General features: G+C 61.1%; 18 protein-coding genes, 5 pseudogenes and 1 riboswitch. Of the genes and pseudogenes, 20 read left to right on the forward strand and 3 right to left on the reverse strand.

The annotated features are described in order from the left end of the window. The first annotated feature begins 161 nt into the window (after window positions 1-161). The 7 genes and pseudogenes from P6U16_RS20490 to cobO all read left to right on the forward strand — a co-directional run bounded on the left by P6U16_RS20490 (window position 162) and on the right by cobO (window position 9,186). Window positions 162-1,616, forward strand: coding sequence for a cobyric acid synthase (locus P6U16_RS20490; RefSeq protein ID WP_277702001.1), 1,455 nt, complete (start codon window positions 162-164; stop codon window positions 1,614-1,616). Between the two features lie 119 nt (window positions 1,617-1,735). After that, window positions 1,736-2,136, forward strand: a riboswitch (cobalamin riboswitch). Between the two features lie 148 nt (window positions 2,137-2,284). After that, a complete protein-coding gene (gene cobU / locus P6U16_RS20495; protein WP_277702002.1) occupies window positions 2,285-2,809 on the forward strand; it encodes a bifunctional adenosylcobinamide kinase/adenosylcobinamide-phosphate guanylyltransferase in 525 nt (174 codons plus the stop codon). A 2-nt stretch (window positions 2,810-2,811) separates the two neighbouring features. Then, window positions 2,812-3,891 (forward strand): cobalamin biosynthesis protein CobW, encoded by a 1,080-nt coding sequence (gene cobW, locus P6U16_RS20500; RefSeq protein WP_277702003.1) that lies wholly within the window; start codon window positions 2,812-2,814, stop codon window positions 3,889-3,891. A gap of 215 nt (window positions 3,892-4,106) precedes the next feature. Further along, window positions 4,107-4,687 (forward strand): annotated as a pseudogene (locus P6U16_RS20505) (cobaltochelatase subunit CobN); the annotation flags it as partial. Between the two features lie 86 nt (window positions 4,688-4,773). Further along, the gene (gene cobN, locus P6U16_RS20510) at window positions 4,774-8,154 is read left to right on the forward strand and encodes a cobaltochelatase subunit CobN (RefSeq protein ID WP_277702004.1); all 3,381 of its coding nucleotides are present in this window, start codon (window positions 4,774-4,776) and stop codon (window positions 8,152-8,154) included. Further along, a complete protein-coding gene (locus tag P6U16_RS20515; RefSeq protein WP_277702005.1) occupies window positions 8,151-8,540 on the forward strand; it encodes a GFA family protein in 390 nt (129 codons plus the stop codon). The genes cobN and P6U16_RS20515 overlap by 4 nt, the downstream gene beginning before the upstream one ends. A gap of 7 nt (window positions 8,541-8,547) precedes the next feature. After that, window positions 8,548-9,186: a cob(I)yrinic acid a,c-diamide adenosyltransferase gene (cobO, locus tag P6U16_RS20520; protein WP_277702006.1), complete on the forward strand. Its 639-nt coding sequence runs from the start codon at window positions 8,548-8,550 to the stop codon at window positions 9,184-9,186. Window positions 9,187-9,198: 12 nt separating this feature from the next. On the opposite strand, the gene P6U16_RS20525 is transcribed toward cobO, so the two are convergent. Further along, complete coding sequence (locus tag P6U16_RS20525; protein WP_277702007.1) at window positions 9,199-9,984, reverse strand: TSUP family transporter; 786 nt, start codon at window positions 9,982-9,984, stop codon at window positions 9,199-9,201. A 329-nt stretch (window positions 9,985-10,313) separates the two neighbouring features. On the opposite strand from P6U16_RS20525, the gene P6U16_RS20530 reads away from it, so the two are divergent. From P6U16_RS20530 to P6U16_RS20590, 13 genes and pseudogenes are all read left to right on the forward strand, one after another. Continuing rightward, window positions 10,314-10,748, forward strand: a complete 435-nt coding sequence (locus P6U16_RS20530; RefSeq protein ID WP_277702008.1) for a cobalamin biosynthesis protein — start codon at window positions 10,314-10,316, stop codon at window positions 10,746-10,748. 123 nt (window positions 10,749-10,871) lie between these two features. Next, window positions 10,872-11,721: pseudogene (gene cobA / locus P6U16_RS20535) on the forward strand (uroporphyrinogen-III C-methyltransferase). Continuing rightward, window positions 11,718-13,014: pseudogene (locus P6U16_RS20540) on the forward strand (cobyrinate a,c-diamide synthase). The pseudogenes cobA and P6U16_RS20540 overlap by 4 nt, the downstream one beginning before the upstream one ends. Then, window positions 13,011-14,014 (forward strand): annotated as a pseudogene (gene cobD, locus P6U16_RS20545) (threonine-phosphate decarboxylase CobD). The pseudogenes P6U16_RS20540 and cobD overlap by 4 nt, the downstream one beginning before the upstream one ends. Window positions 14,015-14,016: 2 nt before the next feature. After that, entirely contained in the window at window positions 14,017-15,000 is a 984-nt protein-coding gene (cbiB, locus tag P6U16_RS20550; RefSeq protein ID WP_277702009.1) for an adenosylcobinamide-phosphate synthase CbiB, read from the forward strand. A gap of 146 nt (window positions 15,001-15,146) precedes the next feature. Continuing rightward, on the forward strand, window positions 15,147-15,575 hold the full coding sequence (locus P6U16_RS20555; RefSeq protein WP_277702010.1) for a L,D-transpeptidase: 429 nt from the start codon (window positions 15,147-15,149) through the stop codon (window positions 15,573-15,575). Between the two features lie 172 nt (window positions 15,576-15,747). Further along, a complete protein-coding gene (locus P6U16_RS20560; protein WP_071834677.1) occupies window positions 15,748-16,026 on the forward strand; it encodes an acyl carrier protein in 279 nt (92 codons plus the stop codon). 131 nt (window positions 16,027-16,157) lie between these two features. Continuing rightward, the gene (locus tag P6U16_RS20565) at window positions 16,158-16,643 is read left to right on the forward strand and encodes a 3-hydroxyacyl-ACP dehydratase FabZ family protein (protein ID WP_277702011.1); all 486 of its coding nucleotides are present in this window, start codon (window positions 16,158-16,160) and stop codon (window positions 16,641-16,643) included. A 2-nt stretch (window positions 16,644-16,645) separates the two neighbouring features. Then, a pseudogene (locus P6U16_RS20570) lies at window positions 16,646-17,850 on the forward strand (beta-ketoacyl-ACP synthase). Window positions 17,851-17,862: 12 nt separating this feature from the next. Then, window positions 17,863-19,146 (forward strand): beta-ketoacyl-ACP synthase, encoded by a 1,284-nt coding sequence (locus tag P6U16_RS20575; protein WP_277702012.1) that lies wholly within the window; start codon window positions 17,863-17,865, stop codon window positions 19,144-19,146. 45 nt (window positions 19,147-19,191) lie between these two features. Continuing rightward, window positions 19,192-20,220 carry a zinc-binding dehydrogenase gene (locus P6U16_RS20580; RefSeq protein ID WP_277702013.1) on the forward strand — a complete coding sequence of 343 codons (1,029 nt, stop codon included), beginning with the start codon at window positions 19,192-19,194 and terminating at the stop codon, window positions 20,218-20,220. Between the two features lie 11 nt (window positions 20,221-20,231). Then, a complete protein-coding gene (locus tag P6U16_RS20585) occupies window positions 20,232-21,161 on the forward strand; it encodes a lipid A biosynthesis lauroyl acyltransferase (protein ID WP_277703926.1) in 930 nt (309 codons plus the stop codon). Between the two features lie 355 nt (window positions 21,162-21,516). After that, on the forward strand, window positions 21,517-22,239 hold the full coding sequence (locus P6U16_RS20590) for a PAS domain-containing protein (RefSeq protein ID WP_277702014.1): 723 nt from the start codon (window positions 21,517-21,519) through the stop codon (window positions 22,237-22,239). A 10-nt stretch (window positions 22,240-22,249) separates the two neighbouring features. Here P6U16_RS20590 and P6U16_RS20595 read toward each other — a convergent pair whose 3' ends face one another. Both P6U16_RS20595 and P6U16_RS20600 read right to left on the reverse strand, forming a co-directional pair. Next, on the reverse strand, window positions 22,250-22,603 hold the full coding sequence (locus P6U16_RS20595) for a VOC family protein (protein WP_277702015.1): 354 nt from the start codon (window positions 22,601-22,603) through the stop codon (window positions 22,250-22,252). Then, complete coding sequence (locus P6U16_RS20600) at window positions 22,600-23,013, reverse strand: SRPBCC family protein (RefSeq protein ID WP_277703927.1); 414 nt, start codon at window positions 23,011-23,013, stop codon at window positions 22,600-22,602. The genes P6U16_RS20595 and P6U16_RS20600 overlap by 4 nt, the downstream gene beginning before the upstream one ends. Window positions 23,014-23,218: the final 205 nt, after the last annotated feature.

Here is a 23,218-nt window from a genome sequence, read left to right on the forward strand (position 1 = left end):
CAAATTCGCCATGCGATGTCGCATTCTGGAAGGTTCATGCTTCCGGTTCAGCAAGAGTTGAAACGGGTTGAAATACGGCGTGAAGACACCGGGTCGAACAAGGCGGAATTGCGGCAAAACAAGGCTTTGCATGGGGCGGACGCGGTGCTAATGAAACAGCCATGACAAAGACGATCATGCTTCAGGGAACCGGCTCGGATGTCGGAAAAACGGTATTGGTGGCTGGTCTCTGCCGGCTTGCCGCAAACAGAGGCTTGAAGGTTCGCCCGTTCAAGCCACAGAACATGTCGAACAATGCGGCCGTGGCCGATGACGGCGGCGAAATCGGCCGGGCTCAATGGCTTCAGTCGATGGCCGCGCGCGTTCCGTCCTCCATCCACATGAACCCCGTTTTGCTCAAGCCGCAGTCGGAGACCGGCAGCCAGATCATCGTTCAGGGCAGGGTCGCCGGACAGGCGCGCGGACGCGATTACCAGGCGCTCAAGCCAAAGCTGCTCGGCGCCGTCATGCAGAGTTTCGAGACCATCTGTTCCGGAGCCGATCTGGTCATCGTCGAGGGGGCCGGTTCACCGGCGGAAATCAACCTGCGGGCAGGGGATATCGCCAATATGGGCTTTGCTACCAGGGCCAATGTGCCGGTCGTGCTGGTCGGCGATATCGATCGCGGTGGCGTGATTGCGTCGCTGGTCGGCACGCACACGATCCTGCCGGAGGACGACCGTCGGATGATCACAGGCTACTTGATCAACAAGTTCCGGGGCGACGTGTCGCTTTTCGACGACGGCATTGCTGCCGTCAGCCGTTTTACCGGCTGGCCTTGTTTCGGTGTCGTTCCCTGGCTGAAAAGTGCCACGCGTCTGCCGGCGGAAGATTCTGTGGTTCTCGACAAGCTGACGCGCGGTACCGGCAGGGCGCTGAAGGTTGCAGTCCCCATGCTGTCGCGGATTGCCAATTTCGACGATCTTGATCCCTTGGCATCGGAGCCGGAGGTCGATCTCGTCTTTGTGCCACCTGGCGAACCTCTGCCTGTCGATGCCGGTCTTGTGGTCATCCCCGGTTCGAAATCGACCATTTCCGATCTTCGCGATTTCCGCGCCCAAGGGTGGGATCGCGACCTTCAGGGACATGTCCGCCGCGGCGGCCATGTCATCGGACTTTGTGGCGGCTTCCAGATGCTCGGCAGTCGGGTTACGGATCCCTCGGGCATCGAGGGTGATCTCACGGAAATTGAAGGGCTCGGCCTTCTGGATGTCGAAACGGCAATGGCACCTGAAAAGACGGTGAGAAATGTGCAGGCCTGGTCACTGCAGCATGACGTGGTGCTGCAGGGTTACGAGATCCATCTCGGCGTGACGACCGGGCCTGATTGCATGCGCGCACCGGTGTCGATTGACGGGAGACCGGACGGCGCCATGTCGCCAAACGGACGGATCCTCGGAACTTACTTGCACGGTCTGTTTTCAAGTGATGCCTATCGCGCGGCGTTGCTCGCGGACTTCGGCATTGTCGGCAGCGGCCTCAACTATCGTCAGACGGTAGATGATGCGCTGGATTCCGTTGCGGGCGAACTGGAGGCCGTCCTCGATCGCCAATGGCTCGATACGCTGATGTCCTGAAACTCGACCCCACGGGTGAGATTCACACAGGACTTCGCATCGACGGTCGGCGAGTGGATGACCGTAGGCATGGTCGCACTTGTCCAATCCGCTGATTGACTTTGCCGCCAGCCGCCCATAATCATCGGCCATTGGATGGTTCCCGCAGGGCGCTTTGTCTTGCGGGAGTAAATGGGAATGCGACAGGGTGGACCCAGATCGGGCACTCTTATCGCAGCCGACCCCGCGACTGTAGAGCGGTCAGGGTTCGCCATCCGGGAAAGCCTGTCCTTCGGGAGATGCCGCATGGTGCGGCACGCTGGAGACGCAGGCCCAACCGGAAAAGCCACTGGAGTGGCATCATGATCAGCCGGGGCAGGACGCCTCTTTGTCTACGAATCGTCCACCTCTTCATGATGTCCGTCGATTGCGATCTTGCAATCTGGCGCGAAAACTCCGGGAAGGCGAGGCGGACCCGTTCGCACCTTTTCGGTGCGTGAACCCGCGAGCCAGGAGACCTGCCACCCGACAAGGGCATACTGCCCGCCTACGGGACGTTTCCCGATGCCAGCACGGAGGTTGTCATGGCTCTATCAACCGGTTTGCGCGTGCGCGCGACCTTGCGCTTGCGTCGATTCAAAAGCCCACCCGTTCTTTTGCGCGCCATCGGCTGACGGCGGGATCACATCATGACATCGACAGCAACCGGATCCGTGCTCGTTCTGGGCGGCGCCCGATCCGGAAAATCGAGCTTTGCCGAGGCGCTGGTGACGGCGTCGGGGCTCGACATGTATTATGTCGCCACGGGACGGGCCTGGGATGGCGAGATGACGGCAAGGATTAGCGAACATCGCAGCCGCCGCGGCTGCGAATGGACGACATGCGAAGAGCCGCTGGCGCTGGTCGATTGCCTGGCCGGGATCGATGCACCCGGTCGCGTCGTTCTGGTGGATTGCCTGACGCTATGGGTCACCAATCTGATGATGGAGGAGCGCGACATGACGGCGGAATTTTCGCGCCTTGCCGACTACATCCCGACCGCCGCCGCAAAGCTGATTTTCGTTTCCAATGAAGTCGGCCTTGGCATCGTGCCGGAAAACCGCATGGCGCGCGATTTTCGCGACCATGCCGGCCGGCTGCACCAGATCATCGCGGCAAAGGCCGCCGAAGTTTACTTTATCGCGGCCGGACTGCCGTTGAAAATGAAGGGTTGAACATGACACTCGCAAAAGCCCCACTCGCCAAGGGCGGCAACGGAAAGATTCCGGCCACCGTGATCACCGGCTTCCTCGGCGCCGGCAAGACGACGATGATCCGCAACATCCTGCAGAATGCCGGCGGCCGCCGCATTGCGCTGATCATCAACGAATTCGGCGATCTCGGCGTGGACGGCGATGTGCTGAAGGGCTGTGGTGCTGAAGCCTGCAGCGAGGACGACATCATCGAACTGACCAATGGCTGCATCTGCTGCACCGTCGCCGACGATTTCATCCCGACCATGACCAAGTTGCTCGACCGCGAAAATCGCCCCGATCACATCGTCATCGAGACCTCCGGGCTTGCGTTGCCACAGCCGCTGATCGCCGCCTTCAACTGGCCGGACATCCGCACGCAGGTGACCGTCGATGGCGTGATTACCGTGGTCGACAGCGCCGCCGTTGCGGCCGGTCGTTTTGCCGACGATCACGACAAGGTCGATGCGTTGCGTGTCGAGGACGACAATCTCGACCATGAAAGCCCGATCGAGGAGCTTTTCGAGGACCAGTTGACCGCGGCCGATCTGATCGTTCTCAACAAGACAGATCTGCTCGATGCCGCCGGCCTGCAGTTCGTGCGCGGCGAAGTCGCCTCGCGGACCAGCCGCAAGCCGACGATGATCGAGGCGAAGCACGGCGAGGTTTCCGCCGCCATCCTGCTGGGCCTCAACGTCGGTACCGAAAGCGACATCGCCAACCGCAAGTCGCATCACGAAATGGAGCATGAGGCCGGCGAGGAGCATGACCACGACGAGTTCGACAGTTTCGTCGTCGAACTCGGCGCGCTTGCCGATCCCGCCGCCTTCATCGAAAAACTAAAGGGGATCATTGCCGAACACGATGTGCTGCGCGTCAAGGGCTTTGCCGACGTGCCGGGCAAGCCGATGCGCCTGCTGATCCAGGGCGTCGGCACCCGCATCGACCAGTATTTCGACCGCGCCTGGGCGACCGGTGAAGTTCGCCGCACGCGTCTCGTCGTCATCGGCCTGCACGACATGGACGAGGCCGCGGTGCGCGCGGCCATCGAAGCGGCGGTTTAAAAATGTCGAGCAGGTCAAAGAGAAACCCCTCTCCAACCCCTCCCCACAAGGGGAGGGGCTTGGCCTGCGGTTGCGGCCTGCTCTGTATTTCACTCCCAAGTCTTCTATCAGCTCGATTGCCGTTTGCCTGGGTATGAAGGTGCAACGAGTTAGTCCCTCCCCTTGTGGGCAGGGGTTGGGTTGCGGACTTTCCTCTCGGAGAACCGGAGGTCTTCATGCACCTCCTCCTAGCCCAGAAAGGCACCATCACCGACGGCGAGGAGGCGATCGATCTTGGGCAGTCGCCGGGCGATATCCTGTTCCTGTCGGCGGCCGATACCGAGCTGTCCTCGATCGCTGCCGCACACCGGTCTCGACCGGGCAATACCAGCCTGCGAGTCGCGAGCCTGCTGATCCTCAAGCATCCGATGTCGGTCGATACCTATGTCGAGCGGACAGCGCGGCATGCGAAGCTGATCGTCGTGCGGCCGCTCGGCGGCGCCAGCTATTTCCACTATGTGCTCGAAGCCCTGCACGCCGCCGCTATCAACCACGGCTTCCAGATCGCTGTGCTGCCGGGCTGTGACAAGCCGGATCCCGGTCTCGAACCGTTTTCGACTGTTGGCACCGAGGATCGCGCAGCGATGTGGGCCTATTTCACCGAGGGCGGCGCCGACAACATGGCGCGGCTGCTCGACTATGGCGAGGCGCTGATCGACGGTTCCGAACTCCCCAGCCGGCATCGACCTTGCTCAAGGCCGGCATCTGGTGGCCGGGCGCCGGCGTGATCGGGGTGGAGCGGTGGAAGGCGATTGCCGGTTTTCGTACCGGTGGAGAAACACCCCCTCTGTCGGCCCGGCCGACATCTCCCCCACAAGGGGGAGATCAATCCGGGGCCAATTGTTGGGCGAAAACTCACTCCATCGATCTCCCCCTTGTGGGGGAGATGTCCGACAGGACAGAGGGGGTATTTCTCCCTACGCTCCGTCCCGTCCCATTATCGCCATCTCCTTCTACCGCGCTCTTGTCCAGAGCGGCGAGACCAAGCCTGTCGAGGCCCTGATCGAGGCCTTGGCCGCGGAGGGCATTGCTGCCTTGCCGGTCTTCGTCTCTAGCCTCAAGGATGCGGTCTCCGTCGGCACGCTGGAGGCAATCTTTGCCGAGGCGAGGCCCGATGTGGTGATGAACGCCACCGGTTTTGCCGTATCCGCGCCCGGCGCCGACCGCAAGCCGACGGTGCTTGAATTCACCGATGCACCGGTGCTGCAGGTGATCTTTTCCGGCTCATCCCGGAAGGCATGGGAAACATCTGCGCAAGGGCTGATGGCGCGGGATCTGGCGATGAACGTCGCGCTGCCGGAGGTCGATGGCCGCATTCTGTCTCGCGCCGTGTCCTTCAAGGCGGCCGCGATCTACGACCCGCAGGTCGAGGCGAATATCGTCGGTCATGAGCCGCTTGCCGACCGGGTTCTGTTTACCGCGCGGCTTGCCGCCAACTGGGCGCGTCTGCGCCGGGCTTTGCCGGCGGAGCGGCGTGTCGTCATCATCCTGGCGAACTATCCGAACCGCGACGGGCGTCTCGGCAACGGCGTCGGCCTCGACACGCCGGCCGGCACGATCGAAGTGCTGCGGGCCATGCGGGATGCCGGTTATGCGGTCGATGACGTGCCCGACGATGGCGACGCGCTGATCACGCATCTGATGGCAGGACCGACCAATGATGCAGGCGGCGACCGCGAGGTTCGCGAGACGCTTTCCCTGAGTCAATATAAGGCGTTCTTTGCGTCTCTTCCGGTTCAGATTCAGGATGAGGTGACGGCCCGCTGGGGTGCGCCGGAGACCGACCCATATTTCCGCGATGGTCGTTTTGCCCTGCCGCTGACGCGCTTCGGCGAGACGCTGGTCGGCATCCAGCCTGCGCGCGGTTACAATATCGATCCCAAGGAAACCTACCACTCGCCCGATCTCGTGCCGCCGCACGGCTATCTCGCCTTCTACGCCTTCCTGCGTCGGGAATATGGCGCCCATGCCGTCATCCACATGGGCAAACACGGCAATCTTGAATGGCTGCCCGGTAAGGCGCTGGCGCTGTCGGAAACGTGCTATCCCGAAGCGATCTTCGGGCCGATGCCGCATCTCTATCCCTTCATCGTCAACGATCCGGGCGAGGGTACGCAGGCCAAGCGCCGCACGGCTGCCGTCATCATCGATCACCTGACGCCGCCTTTGACGCGGGCCGAATCCTACGGGCCGCTCAAGGATCTGGAGGCGCTGGTCGATGAATACTACGACGCGGCGGGTGGCGACCCGCGCCGCCTGCGGCTCCTGAGCAAACAGATCCTCGACCTCGTGCGCGATATCGGCCTCGATCAGGATGCCGGAATCGGTGTGTCCGATGGCGAAGACAAGGCGCTGGAAAAGCTAGATGCCTATCTCTGCGACCTGAAAGAACTGCAGATCCGCGACGGTCTGCATGTGTTCGGCGTGGCTCCGGAGGGGCGCCTGTTGACGGACCTGACGGTCGCTCTGGCGCGCGTGCCGCGGGGCCAGGGCGAGGGCGGTGATTGCAGCCTGCAGCGGGCGATTGCGCGGGATGCGGGGCTGGGGTTTTCCAAGTCGATCTCTCCCCTTGTGGGGGAGATGTCCGACAGGACAGAGGGGGAAATCTTTCCGCCCTCTCCGTGCCGACCGTACCCCCTCTGTCGGCCCGGCCGACATCTCCCCCACAAGGGGGAGATCAATCCTGAGCGGCCTTTCGATCCCCTCGACTGCATCCTCTCCGATCCCTGGACCGGCCCAAAACCCGAAATCCTCGCAAACCAGACCGACGCCCCATGGCGCACCGCCGGTGATACCGTCGAACGCATCGAACTCTTGGCGGCGCAATTTGTATCCGGCGAACGGCCGTGCCCGACCGATTGGATGGCGACACAAGCCGTTCTTGCTGAAATCGAAACCCGCCTGAAGCCCTCCATCGTCCAGTCCGGACCGGCGGAAATTGCAGCCTTTCTGACCGGCCTTGATGGCCGTTTCGTGCCGCCCGGACCCTCGGGCGCGCCGACCCGCGGACGGCCCGATGTCTTGCCGACGGGCCGCAATTTCTACTCGGTCGACAGCCGCGCCGTGCCGACGCCGGCGGCTTTCGAGCTCGGCAAAAAATCTGCCGAACTGCTCATTCGGCGCTACCTGCAGGATCATGGCGACTGGCCGACATCCTTCGGACTGACGGCCTGGGGCACCTCCAATATGCGCACCGGCGGCGACGATATCGCCCAGGCCATGGCGCTGATCGGCACCAAGCCGGTCTGGGATATGATGTCGCGTCGGGTCACCGGCTACGAGATCGTGCCGCTTGCCCTGCTCGGTCGGCCGCGGGTCGATGTCACCTTGCGGATTTCCGGGTTCTTCCGCGATGCCTTCCCGGACCAGATCGCGCTGTTCGACAACGCGATCCGCGCCGTCGGCGCACTCGACGATGACGATGCCGACAACATGATCGCGGCGCGCATGCGTTCGGAGACCGCACGTCTCGTCGCTGAGGGTATCGACGGGAAGGAGGCCGCCCGCCGCGCCTCCTACCGCATCTTCGGGGCAAAGCCCGGTGCCTATGGTGCGGGCCTTCAGGCGCTGATCGACGAGAAGGGCTGGGAAGACAAGCAGGATCTTGCGGAAGCTTACCTCACCTGGGGCGGTTATGCCTATGGCGCCGGTGAGGATGGCAAGGCGGAGCGCGGGCTTCTCGAGGAGCGGTTGAAATCGGTCGAGGCCGTGGTCCAGAATCAGGACAACCGCGAACACGACCTGCTCGACAGCGACGACTACTACCAGTTCGAAGGCGGCATGAGCCTTGCCATTGAGACGCTGGCCGGCAGCCGGCCGTCGATCTATCACAATGATCATTCCCGCCCGGAAAAGCCGGTCATACGCTCGCTGGAAGAAGAGATCGGACGCGTCGTGCGCGGCCGGGTCGTCAATCCGAAATGGATCGCCGGCGTCATGCGGCACGGCTACAAGGGCGCCTTCGAGATCGCCGCAACTGTCGACTACATGTTCGCGTTCGCGGCGACCACCGGGGCGGTGCGTGATCATCATTTCGAAGCCGTCTATCAGGCCTTCGTGCTCGACGACAACGTCCGCGGCTTCATGGAAGACAAGAACCCCGCCGCCTTCCGCGACCTGGCCGACAAGCTGCTGGAAGCCATTGACAGGGGACTCTGGACGCCACGGTCCAACTCGGCGCGGTTTGCGCTGGCTGCGCATGCTGAGCAAAGGAGAGCCTCATGATCACCCTGTCCGGATCATGCCTGTGCAAGGCGGTGCGCTTTCAGATTTCCGGCCCGATTATGAAGACGGGACACTGCCACTGCGAAAGCTGCCGACGCGCGACCTCCTCACCGGTCACGACCTTTCTTTCCTCAGCAATCAAACACGTCGCGTTTACCGGCGCGCCTCGCCGAATCTTCGCATCTTCACCGGGTGTGTCGCGGGGATTTTGCGGGGCCTGCGGCTCGCCGCTGAGCTTTGAGACCGAGGCGCGCCCAGGCGAAATCGATCTCTACGTCGCTTCGCTTGAAGGGGCCGCTGGTGTCCCCATCGAGCAACACTGGTACTGGAACGAGCGCGTCGATTGGCTGACTTGCCAGGACGACCTGCCAAAACATGATGATTGAGGAAGCTATGACCGAGATTGAGACCGACACCGAAATGAGCGAAGCCGATCTTGCCCGCCACGCCATGAAGATGGCGAAGAAGAAGACCGCGCGCGAAAAGATCATGGCGACAAAGACGGACCAGAAGGGCCTGATCATCGTCAATACGGGCAAGGGCAAGGGCAAGTCGACGGCCGGCTTCGGCATGATCTTCCGCCACATCGCCCATGGCATGCCGTCTGCCGTCGTGCAGTTTATCAAGGGCGCCTGGGAGACCGGCGAGCGCAACCTGATCGAGAAACATTTCAGCGATCTCTGCCAGTTCTATACGCTGGGCGAAGGTTTTACCTGGGAAACACAGGACCGCACCCGCGACATCGCCATGGCGCAGAAAGCCTGGGAAAAGGCCAAAGAACTGATCCGCGACGAGCGCAATTCCATGGTGCTTCTCGACGAGATCAACATCGCGCTGCGCTACGACTACATCGACATCGCTGAAGTCGTTCGCTTTCTCGTTGAGGAAAAGCCGCACATGACCCATGTCGTGCTGACGGGCCGCAATGCCAAGGAAGAACTGATCGAGATCGCCGATCTCGTGACCGAGATGGAACTGCTCAAGCATCCCTTCCGCTCGGGCATCAAGGCGCAAGTCGGAGTTGAGTATTGACTAAATGACGTTCTATAGGCCCATCGATACCCTGATCGGATGGGCCGGATCAGCAAGCAGCTTGATGGCAAGCGCGATGCAGGTGACGACCAGCAGCGGTTTGATGATCCTGGCGCCGTTCTTCATGGCGAAACGCGAGCCGATCTGTGCGCCGATGAACTGGCCGGCGCCCATGACCAGGCCTGTTTTCCACAGCACGACGCCGTAGAAGGCGAACACCACGAAGCTGCCGATATTGGAGCCGAAGTTCAGGAACTTGGTGTGGGCCGTCGCCTTCAGGACGCCGAAGCCGGCCAACGTCACGAAGCCGAGCATGAAGAAGGACCCGGTGCCGGGTCCGAACACCCCGTCATAGAAACCGATCAGCGGAACGAAGGTCAGGCCGAACAGGAAGGGCGTCATCCGGCGTGTCTGGTCTACGTCGCTGATATTGGGCTTGAAGCCGAAATAGAGCGCGATGGCGATCAGCAGGAACGGCATGACGATCTTCAGCACGTCGCCGGGAACGATCGTCGCCAGCGCCGCGCCGACGGCACCGCCGAGGATTGCCGATGCCACCATCGGCAATTGCTCGATGAGGTTGACATGGCCGCTGCGCGCATAGGCGATGCTCGCCGAACCCGAGCCGAACAGCGATTGCAATTTGTTGGTGCCCAGCGTCTCCAAGGGTGGAATGCCGGCGATCAGCATGGCGGGTATCGTGATCATGCCGCCGCCGCCGGCGATCGAATCAATAAAGCCGGCAAGCAGGGCGGCGATGAAAAGGAAGGCGAGAAGGTGGACTGCGATATCGTGCACGGGGAGGGACTCGGGGATAAGGAGGGGATTGAGGCGGGCGTTCCCCTTTTGGCAGAGTGTATCGTAAAGTGCAAAGACGCGTTTTGCGTCATCCGGATGGCGTATCCGGCATGGGCAATGGCGCAAACCGGTTTGACCCGGCATGACCACTTCGGTAAGCTTACACGGCGTGCGACGGTGCCTTTATAAAAAGGCTGAAAGAGCGTCCGGTGCGGCCGACCCAGTCAGGGGCTTCATCCGGTGCTGTCCAGACCGCTTCGAGCAGGAGGCTGCTTGAGGGCCCCGGCGTTTCGTTCAGGATATCCGACGAGGGGGCGCGGGTTATTTCCATGCAGGTGACATCCATAAGGCCGAACGCGGCGCGATTTGTTCTCGGCCTTGGCTGCGAACGTGGCACGCCGGCTGCGGAAGTGATCGCGCTTGCTGAAAATGCGCTGGCCTCTATCGGTGCCAGCGGCGAGGATATCGCCTGCATCGCATCCCTCGACAACCGTGCCGATGAGCCGGCAATCCAGGCCGCGGCCCTTCATTTTAACGTTTCCTCTCGTTTTTTTGCAGCGCCGATTCTCGAGGCCGAGACGCCGCGTCTACGCCATCCGTCTGACCGCGTGTTCGCGCTTACCGGTTGCCATGGTGTGGCGGAAGCATCGGCATTGGCTGGCGCTGGCGCTTGTGCGGATTTGGTCGTGCCGAAGATCAAATCGGCCCATGCGACGGCAGCGCTCGCCCGGACCGGGGTCGCTTCGCAGGATGCTGTGTCATGAATGCTGCAATTCTTCATTGGGTGATTTTGGATTCTTTCCAGCTGGATAGGGCTCTTTCCTCACGGGTTGAATCCGGATGTTCATGTGGTGATTCAACCGGCGCCCGCCGCGATCGCTCTGGCCATGGTTTGCGATGATGGACGCCCTTTTTCCGGCCTTCCTGTCCTTGAAAAGGGCTCCGTCTGGCTCGTTGGCGCCGGGCCGGGTGATCCGGGCCTTCTGACCCTGCATGCCGTGAATGCGCTCCGCCAGGCCGATGTCATCGTCCATGATGCGCTGGTCAATGCCGATTGCCTGAAAATGGCCAAGCCCGGCGCCGTGCTGGAATTTGCCGGCAAACGCGGCGGAAAACCGTCGCCCAAGCAGCGGGATATTTCGCTGCGCCTGGTGGAACTGGCCCGTGCCGGCCACCGCGTGTTGCGGCTGAAGGGCGGTGATCCCTTTGTCTTCGGTCGCGGCGGCGAGGAGGCTCTGACGCTGGTCGAAAACCGCATTCCGTTCCGGATCGTGCCCGGCATAACGGCTGGTATCGGCGGCCTTGCCTATGCCGGGATCCCGGTGACCCACCGCGAGGTGACGCATGCGGTGACGTTCCTCACCGGCCATGATCTCGGCCGGCGTCGTGCCTGATCGTATCCACTGGGATGCCATCGCCAAGGGCTCGCCTGTCATCGTCATGTATATGGCGATGAAGCATATCGGCCAGATCACCCGTAACCTGATCGCGGCCGGCCGTTCGCGCGACGAGCCGGTAGCTTTCGTCTGCAATGCGTCGACGACCGAGCAGTCGGTGCTGGAAACGACACTGGAACGGGCGGAAGCCGATGTCGTCGCTTCCGGCCTCGAGCCGCCGGCAATCGTCGTCGTCGGCGAGGTCGTGCGGCTGCGCAGCGCGCTCGACTGGCTGGGCGCGCTCGACGGGCGTATTCTGCAGGCCGATCCGTTTTCGCACGGCCTCAAGGATCCGGCATGAGTGGTCTCCTGATCGCCGCGCCGTCTTCCGGCTCCGGCAAGACGACGATCACGCTTGGCCTTCTCAGGGCCTTGCGCAATCGCGGCGTGGCTGTTGCCCCCGGCAAGGCTGGCCCAGACTATATCGATCCTGCCTTCCATACGGCCGCGAGCGGGCAACCCTGCCTTAACTACGATCCCTGGGCGATGCGCGCCGATCTCCTGCGCTTCAATGCCGCTGAGGCGGCAAGGGATCGCCGGCCCTTCATCGTCGAGGCGATGATGGGCCTGCATGATGCCTCCGTCGATGGTACCGGATCGCCCGCCGATCTGGCGGCGACCCTTGAGCTGGCTGTCGTCCTCGTGGTCGATTGCGGACGCATGGCGCAATCCGTGGCGGCGCTGGTGCGCGGTTACGCGGACCACCGTCGCGATATCCGGATCGCCGGCGTCATCCTCAACAAGGTCGGCAGCGACCGGCACGAGGCCATGCTGCGCGGTGCACTCGACAGAGTGCATATGCCCGTCCTTGGCGTTGTCCGCCAGGAAAGCGGCATGAAGCTGCCGGAGCGCCATCTCGGTCTGGTTCAGGCAGGCGAGCACGGCGGGCTCGACGACTTCATCGAACATGCCGCTACGCGGGTGGTTGATGGCTGCGATCTGGATTCTATTCTTGCGCTTGCCGGCGAGGGTCAACGCGATGCTCCGACCGTGACCGGTCTAAAACCGCTGGGGCAGCACATTTCCATCGCCCGGGATATCGCGTTTGCCTTTTGCTACGAGCATCTGCTGCTCGACTGGCGACGCCGGGGCGTGCAGATTTCCTTCTTTCGCCGCTGGCCGATGAGGCGCCGGATCCGCAGGCCGATGCCATCTATCTTCCGGGTGGCTATCCGGAATTGCACGCCGAGCAGCTCTCGAATGCACAGTTGTTTCGCGAGGGCATGGTGTGTGCGGAGGCCCGCGGCGTTCGCATTTTTGGGGAGTGTGGCGGCTATATGACTCTGGGTGAGGGGCTCGTGGCGGCCGATGGCAAACGTTACGGAATGCTTGGTCTTTTGCCGCTGGTCACCAGCTTTGCCGAGCGCAAGCGGCATCTCGGCTATCGCCGCGCAACGCCGCGCAATGACAGCTTTTTCAATGGCCCTCTGATGGCGCACGAGTTTCACTACGCAACGATCGTTTCCGAGGGGATGCCGATCCTCTGTTCGATACGACGGATGCGGCAGGTGAGATTGTCGGTCCCGTCGGTCTCCAGCGTGGCGCCGTTGCGGGCTCTTTCATGCACCTGATCGACAAGGCTGCCGACGCATGAGTCGTCCCATCGTCCATGGCGGCGGCATCACGCAGGCCGCTGCTCAATTCGGAGGCCGACCTGAAGACTGGCTCGACCTGTCCACCGGTATCAACCCGCGCTCTGCACCCCTGCCGGCCATACCCGAACACGCCTGGCATCGTCTTCCGGATCAACACCTGATCGACGCGGCGCGAAAGCCGCGGCGCTCTACTACGGAAGCGGCCACAATCTGCCCCTGCCGGTACCCGGCACACAATCCGTTATCCAGCTGCTGCCACGCCTTGCAGTTCCCGGACGACGGGTGGCGATTTTCGGCCCGACCTACGGCGAATATGCCCGCGCCTTTACGGAAGCCGGCTTCGGTATCGATCAGATCACGTCCCGAGAGGAGATTTCGGCGAGCCACGGCCTTGTCGTCCTGGTCAACCCGAACAATCCGACGGGGCGAACCTTTCCGATTGAGGAGGTCGAATCCATCCGCAAGGCCATTGTCGGCCAAGGCGGCATTCTGCTTGTGGACGAAGCTTTCGCAGACCATGAGCCTAAGTCGGGCATCGCCCGTAAACAGGCTGACATGGAGAGCCTGATTGTCTTCCGCTCGTTCGGCAAATTCTTCGGTCTCGCCGGACTGCGCCTCGGCTTCGTCATCGCTTCCCAGGATGTCACTGAGCAATTCCAGCAGTGGCTCGGCCCCTGGGCGGTGTCCGGTCCTGCACTGGTTATTGCCAACGCACTGATGACTGACGGACCCGCCGCTGCTATCCGCACCTCGATCCTTGAGCGGAAATTGGCGCTCGATGCCGTCTTGCAGCGGGCAGGGCTGTCTATGGCCGGCGGTACGGCGCTGTTCAGCCTCGTCGAGCATGATAGGGCTTCCGACCTTCACGTCCATCTCTGCCGCGCGCATATTCTGACGCGGCGTTTCGACTATGCGCCGAAGTGGTTGCGAATCGGGCTTGCGCCCGATGCGGCAGGGGATAAACGTCTGGCGGAAGCTTTGCGACTATCGGACCTTTGATCATGTCTGTTGAAATTCTGCTCGTCCTGGCCGCGGCCCTACTGCTCGACCGGATCGTCGGCGATCCCGATTGGCTTTGGCGCCGCCTGCCGCATCCTGTCGTGCTGTTCGGCGCCGCCATCGGCTGGTTCGACCGGTCCTTCAACCGCAAGCGCCTGGGCGACGACGCACTTCGCATCAGCGGCGCGATCAGCCTCGCCGCCCTTCTTCTTCTCAGCGCCGGTATCGGTCTGCTGTTCCACCGTCTGTTTGCATCAATGGGTCTCGTCGGCCTGCTGTTTGAAACTGTGATCGTTGCGGTGTTCCTGGCGCAGAAGAGCTTGGGCGATCATGTGATGCGCGTTGCTTCGGGGTTGCGGAAGGATGGGCTTGCCGGCGGGCGAAAGGCGGTTTCGATGATCGTCGGTCGCGACCCGGAGACACTGGACGAGCCGGCCGTCTGCCGCGCTGCCATTGAAAGCCTCGCCGAAAATTTCTCCGACGGCGTCGTGGCGCCCGCTTTCTGGTATGCGATCTTCGGCCTGCCGGGGCTGCTGGCCTACAAGATGCTGAACACCGCGGATTCGATGATTGGTCACAAGAGCCCGAAATATCTCTATTTCGGCTGGGCGTCGGCCAGACTTGACGATCTTGCGAACCTGCCGGCGGCCCGCCTGTCGGTTCTTCTGTTCGCAGCCGGTGCGTGGCTGCGGGTCGATCGCCGCGACGCCCGCAATGCGCTGGATGTCGGCCTGCGGGATCACGGGCTGCACCGCTCGCCCAATTCCGGCTGGCCGGAAGCGGCCATGGCCGGTGCGCTCGACGTGCAACTGGCTGGCCCGCGGCTTTATGCCGGCACGCTCGTTTCCGAGCCGATGATCAACGGGGCGGGAAGAGCCACTGCAACGGTGCCCGACATAGAAAAGGCCGTTCACATATTCTACGCAGCCTGCGCCGCCTTGATGATCACAGTTGTTTTTCTTGTTGCCGTTCCGAGCTTCTTTTAAAGACGACTCTTGTTTTGATGTAATTTTATCGAATTTTTTATATTCGTATTTTCTGTTTCGCTTAAGCTTGTATCATCAATCGCTATGTATATTCTGTGCCGTGTTGGGACGCCAGTAATAAGGTTGTTTAATTCGGAGAGGGATACATGCATAAAATTTTCGTGGCCTGTTTGGCCCTCGTATTTCTGCAATTTCAGACCGTGACTTCAAGTGCCGCCAATCTCATTGCCAATATCAGTCTTTCATCCCAGACCATGACTGTTTCGCAGAACGGTATCGTCAAGTATCGTTGGAAAGTATCGACCGCAAGGAAAGGGTATGTTACTCCGAAAGGCAGCTGGAGCGCCAAGTGGCTTTCGAAAAACCATCGGTCCCGCAAATATGACAACGCGCCCATGCCCTATGCCGTTTTTTTCAACGGTGGCTATGCGGTACATGCAACATTCGATCTGAAGCGTCTTGGCCGCCCCGCCTCGCACGGCTGTGTCCGTCTTCACCCCGACAATGCCGCGCAGTTCTTCTCAATGACTAGCCGCAATGGCCTGAAGAACACGCGTATCGTCGTGACGCGCTGAGCCTGGCCGCATCAAGGAAAGCGAAGGCAGCTATTATTGTCCGCCTTCGTTTTTCGATGTTTGCGCGACACACAGCGCGCCAAAATGCAACTCCTGGCCTCAAGGCCATTGGCTTTTCAAACGCATTTACCTATAGGTTCGCCAAAACGTGAATTTTATATGAGGTATACGCGTGACAGCTACATTCGATAAGGTTGCCGACATCATTGCGGAGACGAGCGAGATCGACCGCGAGACGATCACGCCGGAAAGCCATACGATCAATGATCTCGGCATCGACAGCCTGGATTTCCTGGATATCGTCTTTGCGATCGACAAGGAATTCGGCATCAAGATCCCGCTCGAGCAGTGGACCCAGGATGTGAACGAAGGCAAGGTTTCGACCGAGGAATACTTCGTTCTGAAGAATCTCTGCGCCAAGATCGACGAACTGAAGGCCGCCAAGGGCTGATCGTCCGCGCCAGCGCCGGGCCGGTTGGTTCTGCCCGAACGATACCATTCAATGCCGCCTGTCGCCCGTTGCGCTTGACAGGCGGCATTGGCGTTTTTACTTGACCTTCATCAACACGAGTTTTGCCGCAGATGCTGCTTGAATATTTCCAGATGATCGACCGCGTCGAAGCCGTCGATCTCAAGGCCGGAACTCTGGTCGCCCGTTCGGTCGTTCCGGCCCAAAGCCCGGTTTTCGAGGGCCATTTTCCCGGCTATCCGCTGGTCCCCGGCGTTCTCCTGATCGAGACCATGGCGCAGGCTTCCGGTTTTCTCGTGCTCGCTGCGACCGGTTTTGCGGCCATGCCCTTCCTGATGACGGTCGACGGCGCCAAGATGCGCACCTTCGTCGAACCGGAAGCCGTGCTCGACATCGAGGTGCATCTGGAGCATGACGGCTCCGGCTTCGCTGTGACCAAGGCGAAAATTACCTCGGCCGGCAAAAAGGTCTGCGATGCCCAGTTGAAGCTTCGAACCATGCCGTTCGACCAGGTGCCGCTGGGTGATATCGTGCGCAAGCGCGCGGAGGAGGTGGGCCTGATGGCCGCCATCGCCACCTCTGCGGATGCAAAGGAATGACAATGATAAAATCCGCCAATGACGTCGTCATCACCGGTGTCGGTATCGTCACCAGCCAGGGGTTGGCGCGCAACTGCACACCGATCTTGTCGGTGCACCCGAATCGCCGACTGTCAGGGTCGAGACGGAGCGTTTTGCGCCCTATCCCGTGCATCCGCTGCCGGAAATCGACTGGTCGCAGCAGATCGCCAAGCGCGGCGACCAGCGCCAGATGGAAAACTGGCAGCGCCTTGGCGTTTTCAGCGCCGGTCTGGCGCTCGACGATGCCGGCTTCAAGGATGATCTCGAGGCTTGCGGCTCGATGGACATGATCGTCGCTGCCGGCGGCGGCGAGCGCGATATCAACGTCGATTCGCTGATCGTCGACGAAGCGCTGAAGCGCAATGACCGCGAACAGCTGCTCAACGAAAAGCTCACCACTGAATTGCGCCCGACTCTTTTTCTGGCCCAGCTGTCCAATCTGCTCGCCGGCAACATCTCCATCGTTCACAAGGTCACCGGCTCGTCGCGTACCTTTATGGGTGAGGAAGCTGCCGGCATTTCGGCGATCGAAACCGCCTTTGCCCGTATCAAGGCGGGGCAATCGACCCATACGCTGGTTGGCGGTGCCTTCTCCGCCGAACGTTTGGACATGATCCTGCTGATCGAGGCAGTGCAGGGCCACGTCGTCGGCGACTGGCAGCCGATCTGGTCGCGCAAGCCTGAAAATGGCGGCGGTATGATCCTCGGCTCGGTCGGCGCCTTCCTCGTTCTCGAATCGCGCGAACATGCAGAGGCCCGCGGCGCTCGGATCTACGCGACGATCGACGCGATCGGCGGCGACCGCGGCAAACGGGCGGAAGGCCGCATGGAGACACGGCTCACCGAGCTTTCGGCACCTGCAGGCGCGATCGATGCAGCTTCGACGGTGGTCTTCTCGGGCACGACCGGTTTCCACGATCTGGCCGCGCGCGAAAAGACTTTCCTCGAAAAGCAGTTTCCGGCCGTTCCAGTCCGCGCCTATGGCGGCCTTGTCGGGCATGGGCTGGAAGCACAGTTTCCGCTCGGCCTTGCTTTTGCAGCTTTGTCGCTCGGCGCCGCTGCTAAGGTTCCGCCCTTCGATAAGGCTTCTGAAGCGGCCATGTTGCAACCGGCGAAAACCGCTATCGTCACCACCGTCGGCCATGCGCGCGGCGAGGGGATCGCCGTTCTTTCGGCGGAAGTTTAAGGAGCGGCTGCCATGAGCAATGCCTATAAGGATCATCTCGGACGCCCGCTTATCGCTGTTACCGGCATGGGCGTCATCACCTCGCTTGGACAGGGTATCGAGGACAACTGGAAGGCGCTGACATCAGGCGTTTCCGGTATCCACAAGATTGAACGCTTCCCGACGGAAGGCCTCAACACGCGCATCAGTGGCACGGTCGATTTCATCGAGTTGCCGGCCCAGAACGCCGTCGAGCGTTCCTATGCCTTTGCCCGCGAAACGACGCTGGAAGCCCTGGCGCAGGCTGGCATCAGCGGCGATTTCAATGGCCCGCTGTTTCTTGCCGCCCCGCCGATCGAGCCGGAATGGAGCGCGCGTTTCGAGCTTGCCGACCGCGCCGGTCCGTCTGTTCATCCGGGCGATGCCTATGACCGTTTTCTTGCCGCCATGCGCGAACGCGCCGATCCGGTTTTCCACGAAGCCGTGATGTTCGGCTCGATCTCCGAGCGCCTTGCCGACCGTTTCGGTACGCGCGGGCTGCCGGTGACACTGTCGACCGCTTGCGCCTCCGGTGCCACTGCTATCCAGCTTGGCGTCGAAGCGATTCGCCAGGGCCGCACCGACCGTGCGCTGACGGTTGCGACCGATGGATCCGTCAGCGCCGAGTCGTTGATTCGCTTTGCGCTGCTCTCGGCGCTGTCCACCCAGAATGATCCGCCGCAAAAGGCCTCCAAGCCCTTCACCAAGGATCGCGACGGTTTCGTCATTGCGGAAGGCGCGGCAACGCTTGTTCTCGAATCGCTTGAAGCGGCTGTTGCCCGCGGCGCTCGTGTCTACGGTATCCTCAAGGGCTGTGGCGAGAAGGCCGACCTCTTCCACCGTACCCGCTCGTCGCCCGATGGCGGCCCGGCGATCGCGACGATCCGGGCGGCTCTTGCCGATGCCGGCATGGATGAAAGCGGGATCGGCTACATCAATGCGCACGGCACCTCGACGCCGGAAAACGACAAGATGGAATTCGGCGCCATGTCCGCCGTCTTTGGCGATGGCCTGCCACAGATTCCGGTTTCGTCGAACAAGTCTATGATCGGCCACACGCTGACCGCGGCTGGCGCTGTCGAGGCCGTGTTCTCGTTGCAGACGATCCTGACCGGCACGCTGCCGCCGACGATCAACTATCTCAATCCGGACCCGGCCATCGTGCTGGATGTCGTGCCGAACGTGCGGCGCGACAAGCAGGTCTCGGCCGTGCTGTCGAACTCCTTCGGCTTCGGCGGCCAGAATGCCAGCCTTGTCATGGCGGCCGAACCGGCCTAAACCGGCCGCACTCAAGAAGAATGCCGGAAAGGCAAAGGATCTATCATGCGCGCCCTGCAACTGCTCGATGACCGCAAGCTCGAAATCACCGACGTTCCGGAACCGAACGCTCCCGGCCCGGGCGAGGTCACTCTGCGGGTCAAGGCGGTCGCGCTCAACCACATCGACGTCTGGGGCTGGCGCGGCATGGCGTTCGCCAAGCGCAAGATGCCGCTCGTCATCGGTGCGGAAGCTTCCGGCGTCGTTGACCAGATCGGCCCCGGCGTTTCCAGCGTGCTTCCGGGGCAGTTGGTCTCGATCTATGGCGCCCGCACCTGCGGCCTCTGCCGTCCCTGCCGCGAGGGTCGCGACAATCTCTGCGAACATGTCGGCGGCGTACACGGCTTCCATCTCGACGGTTTTGCGCAGGAAAAGGTCAATCTGCCGGCCCGGCTGCTGGTGCCGGCGCCTCCCGGCGTCGATGCGGTGGCCGCGGCGCTCGCGCCTGTGACCTTCGGCACCGTCGAGCACATGCTGTTCGACAATGCCAAGCTTGAGCCCGGCGAAACGATCCTCATCCATGCCGGCGGTTCCGGCATCGGCTCGGCAGCAATCCAGCTTGCCAAGAAGATTGGCTGCACGGTCATCACCACCGTCGGCTCCGATGACAAGATCGAGAGAGCCAAGGCGCTTGGCGCCGATCACGTCATCAACTACCGCACCGACCGTTTCGAAGGCGTGGTGCGCAAGCTCACCAAGAAAAAGGGCGTCGATGTTGTTTTCGAACATGTCGGCAAGGATACCTTCGCCGCCTCGATGTTCTGCTTGAAGCGCGGTGGTCGCCTGGTCACCTGCGGCTCGACATCAGGCGTTTCGACCGAAATGAACCTGATGATGCTGTTCCAGCAGCAATTGAAACTGCTCGGCTCGTTTGGTTGCCGCATGGAGAACATGGCGAACGCCATGCAGAAGATGGCACGCGGTCTTGTTCATCCTGTTATCGATACGGAAGTCGGTTTCACCGAGATCGACAAGGCGCTGGAGCGCATGGAATCGCGTCAGGTGTTCGGCAAGATCGTCCTGAGGATGGACTGATCGCCGTGCGCATGCTTGTCACTCGTCTGGTTCTGTCCGCGGATCACCTTCGGCAATGGCTGATCGCGCAGCTGATGTTCGTGCCGCTGGCGATCCTGAAGCTGTTCCCGGTGGACGCGGCTATGAATTTCATGGACCGCTTCACGCGCTGGATCGGCCCGAAGACCAAGCGTCACAAGCTGACCATGGCCAACCTGCGCAATGCCTTTCCGGAAAAATCGGAGGCCGAGCTTGAGGCTATTGCGCTGGAAAGCTGGGGCAGTATCGGCCGGCTTGCGGCGGAATATGCCTTTCTCGACACGCTGTTCGATTTTGATCCGGAGCAGGCCACGCCCGGTCGCGTCGAAGTCTCCGGCATTCCGCTGTTTATCGAGTTGCGTGATAATCCCCGTCCGTTCATCGTGTTCACCGCCCATAGCGGAAATTTCGAGATGCTGCCGGTTGCGGGCGCGTCCTTCGGGCTGGATGTGACTGTGCTCTTCCGTCCGCCGAACAATCCCTACATCGCCAAGAAGGTCTTCGAGTTCCGCAAGCGTCGCATGGGCAATCTTGTGCCTTCGCATGCCGGCTCCTCGTTCACGCTTGCCAGACAGCTGGAAAAGGGTGGTGCGGTCGGCGTGCTCGTCGACCAGAAATTCGGGCGCGGCCTGAAGACGAAGTTCTTCAACAATGACGTCCAGACCAATCCGCTCGTCGCCAAGCTGGTGCGGCAGTTCGGCTGCGAGGTCTATCCGGCGCGCTGCATCCGGCTGCCGGGCGGTCGTTTCCGGCTTGAACTGGAGCCGGCCATCGATATTCCGCGCAAGGAAGACGGAAGCGTCGATGTCAATGCCACGGCGCAGGTGCTGAACGACAAGGTCGAAAGCTGGGTGCGGGAATATCCGGGCCAGTGGCTTTGGTACCATGACCGCTGGAACATCAAGCGGCAACTGGTCGACTAAACCCTTTGCGATTCGCCGTGCGCGATGCAATCAAGCTCCCATTTACGTGTGGTTGTTTTTCTGTTAGAATCAACTTTAAGATGTTCTTTCGTTCCTCGTTCTTGCGTTCACGTGCAATGGCTGCGGCATTTCGCGTCAGGGACAAGATAAACTTTTCCGACAACGTTTCCGGTTGTCATACTCTTGTTGAACATGGGTTCAATGCGTGTAAAAGCATGTGGCAAATTTAGCTCAATAGCGCTTTGAAAGTTTGTCCGGCAGGGCATTCTGCCACTCAAGGCGGCAAGAATTCGGCGCTGTTTTGCAGCGACGGTTTGGTGCACGGTATCGATGCGGTATCGCATGATCTTGGAGGGTGGAGTTGAAAGATATTATTGGGCTTTTCTGGTTCAAATATTCGCAATTGCAACTTGCCGTCCGCTCCGGTGATGAAGTGCTCACAAGTATTCTCGACCGTGAAATCGACCCCATTCTCCGGGAAATATATGAGGCTAAGGCAGGCAATGTTGCCGATGCCCGGCTGCAGTTTCAGTTGCTCATCGACCTGTTGCAAAAAGAGGCCGATGACATGTCCTGCGTGCTTCGCCACTCGACCATTCTCAAGGCGCTTGTCGATCGCTATTTCTCCGATGTCGCAGCCGACGATGAATCCGCCCGATGGCTACCCATGTCCCAATCGGCTGCCGCAGTGTTCAAGGGCAGGGCGGATGAAGGCTTTCTCAATGAGGCCATTCTCGACTGCCTACCCGACCGGATCGCAGTGATCACGCCGGACTATCGGTATCTTTACACCAATCCTGTTAATGCTGACCGGCTTGAACTCAGGCCCATCGATCTTGTGGGGCGGCATATCGTCGAGTTCGTCGGCATCCAGCGGTTCGAGCAGCGTGTCAAGCCGAACCTCGACAAGTGTTTTGCCGGCGAGGCCGTCGATTATACCTTCTCCAAGGAAATGAAGGGACGCACCATTGTCGTCCGCTGCCGGATGAACCCTTGCCGCTCCGGCACCGGCAAGCTGATCGGTGCGATCATTGTGCTTCAGGAAATAGCCGACAGACGGCGAGCCATCGCCGCCTGACGAAAGCATTTCATTTGTCCGACCAGACCGCGAGTTCATAGCCGTCGGGATCCTGGAAATGAAAGCGTCGTCCTCCGGGAAACGAAAAGACAGGCTCCACGATTTTTGCGCCCGCGGCTTCGATCCGGCTTTGCGTTGCCGCGAGATCATCGGCGTAGAGAATGATGAGCGGCCCACCCGGTCTGATGGTGCCGATCGGAGTAAATCCTCCGGTCAACCGGCCGTCGGTGAATTCGCAATAGGCCGGGCCAAAATCAGTGAAGCGCCAACCGAAGACCGGACCGTAAAACGCTTTCGACCGTTCGATGTCCGCAACGACAAATTCGATATTGTCGATCTGTCTGTCTGTGCCCTTATGGCTCATTTTGACTGTCCTTCCCGTTCCAGAATTGTTTTCAAAGTCGTCAGATCCTTCACGACCCAGGCGGCGTCTGCATCGAACTGCTCGGCGCTCATGCCGTCCTGCCGCAACAGCGTAAACATGACCTCAGTGCCGCTGCCGTTCGGTACAACGCGCAGGGCGTTGAAGACCGCCTCGCCCGAAGGCAGCACGACCGTGTGATCTATGATGCCAAAGCTGTTGTCCGGGGCAAAGTGGATCCGTATATCGCCGAGCGCGCCTTCGGCAATCCAGCCGTCTTCCGTCTGCCTCAGGCCGGATGCAAGGCCAGATGCCCAGAGCGGCATGTTTTCCGGCCGGGACGCAAAGGCATAGACGGCGTCGGTGGGTCGGTCGATGCCGATATGAATAATTTTCGCGTCCATCAGGGCCATGAAATTTCCTGTTGTCCTCGGGCTTTTGCGGTCGCGCGCCTCAAAAGCGGTGACGCATTTCACGGGGGTTGAGCCGTTGTCGGACCTTCCGCGGAAGTCGCGTTTTTGGCAATCCCGCTTGTTACGAATGTGTAGTCCTGCACAAGTTTCACCTGTCACGCCGAAGTCTTGATGCGTGCCTGCATCGCTTCTGGGATGCCCCCTA

Source organism: Rhizobium sp. 32-5/1 (assembly GCF_029537235.1).
GTDB lineage: Bacteria > Pseudomonadota > Alphaproteobacteria > Rhizobiales > Rhizobiaceae > Pararhizobium.

What these genes read in the sequence shown, in the direction of transcription:
- cbiB (WP_277702009.1), top strand. Translation starts at nt 14,017, where the DNA reads ATGTCTGTTGAAATTCTGCTCGTCCTGGCCGCGGCCCTACTGCTCGAC.
- P6U16_RS20600 (WP_277703927.1), bottom strand. Translation starts at nt 23,013, where the DNA reads ATGGCCCTGATGGACGCGAAAATTATTCATATCGGCATCGACCGACCC.
- P6U16_RS20555 (WP_277702010.1), top strand. Translation starts at nt 15,147, where the DNA reads ATGCATAAAATTTTCGTGGCCTGTTTGGCCCTCGTATTTCTGCAATTT.
- P6U16_RS20585 (WP_277703926.1), top strand. Translation starts at nt 20,232, where the DNA reads ATGCTTGTCACTCGTCTGGTTCTGTCCGCGGATCACCTTCGGCAATGG.
- cobW (WP_277702003.1), top strand. Translation starts at nt 2,812, where the DNA reads ATGACACTCGCAAAAGCCCCACTCGCCAAGGGCGGCAACGGAAAGATT.
- cobO (WP_277702006.1), top strand. Translation starts at nt 8,548, where the DNA reads ATGACCGAGATTGAGACCGACACCGAAATGAGCGAAGCCGATCTTGCC.
- P6U16_RS20580 (WP_277702013.1), top strand. Translation starts at nt 19,192, where the DNA reads ATGCGCGCCCTGCAACTGCTCGATGACCGCAAGCTCGAAATCACCGAC.
- P6U16_RS20575 (WP_277702012.1), top strand. Translation starts at nt 17,863, where the DNA reads ATGAGCAATGCCTATAAGGATCATCTCGGACGCCCGCTTATCGCTGTT.
- P6U16_RS20595 (WP_277702015.1), bottom strand. Translation starts at nt 22,603, where the DNA reads ATGAGCCATAAGGGCACAGACAGACAGATCGACAATATCGAATTTGTC.
- cobU (WP_277702002.1), top strand. Translation starts at nt 2,285, where the DNA reads ATGACATCGACAGCAACCGGATCCGTGCTCGTTCTGGGCGGCGCCCGA.
- P6U16_RS20490 (WP_277702001.1), top strand. Translation starts at nt 162, where the DNA reads ATGACAAAGACGATCATGCTTCAGGGAACCGGCTCGGATGTCGGAAAA.
- P6U16_RS20565 (WP_277702011.1), top strand. Translation starts at nt 16,158, where the DNA reads ATGCTGCTTGAATATTTCCAGATGATCGACCGCGTCGAAGCCGTCGAT.
- P6U16_RS20530 (WP_277702008.1), top strand. Translation starts at nt 10,314, where the DNA reads ATGCAGGTGACATCCATAAGGCCGAACGCGGCGCGATTTGTTCTCGGC.
- P6U16_RS20515 (WP_277702005.1), top strand. Translation starts at nt 8,151, where the DNA reads ATGATCACCCTGTCCGGATCATGCCTGTGCAAGGCGGTGCGCTTTCAG.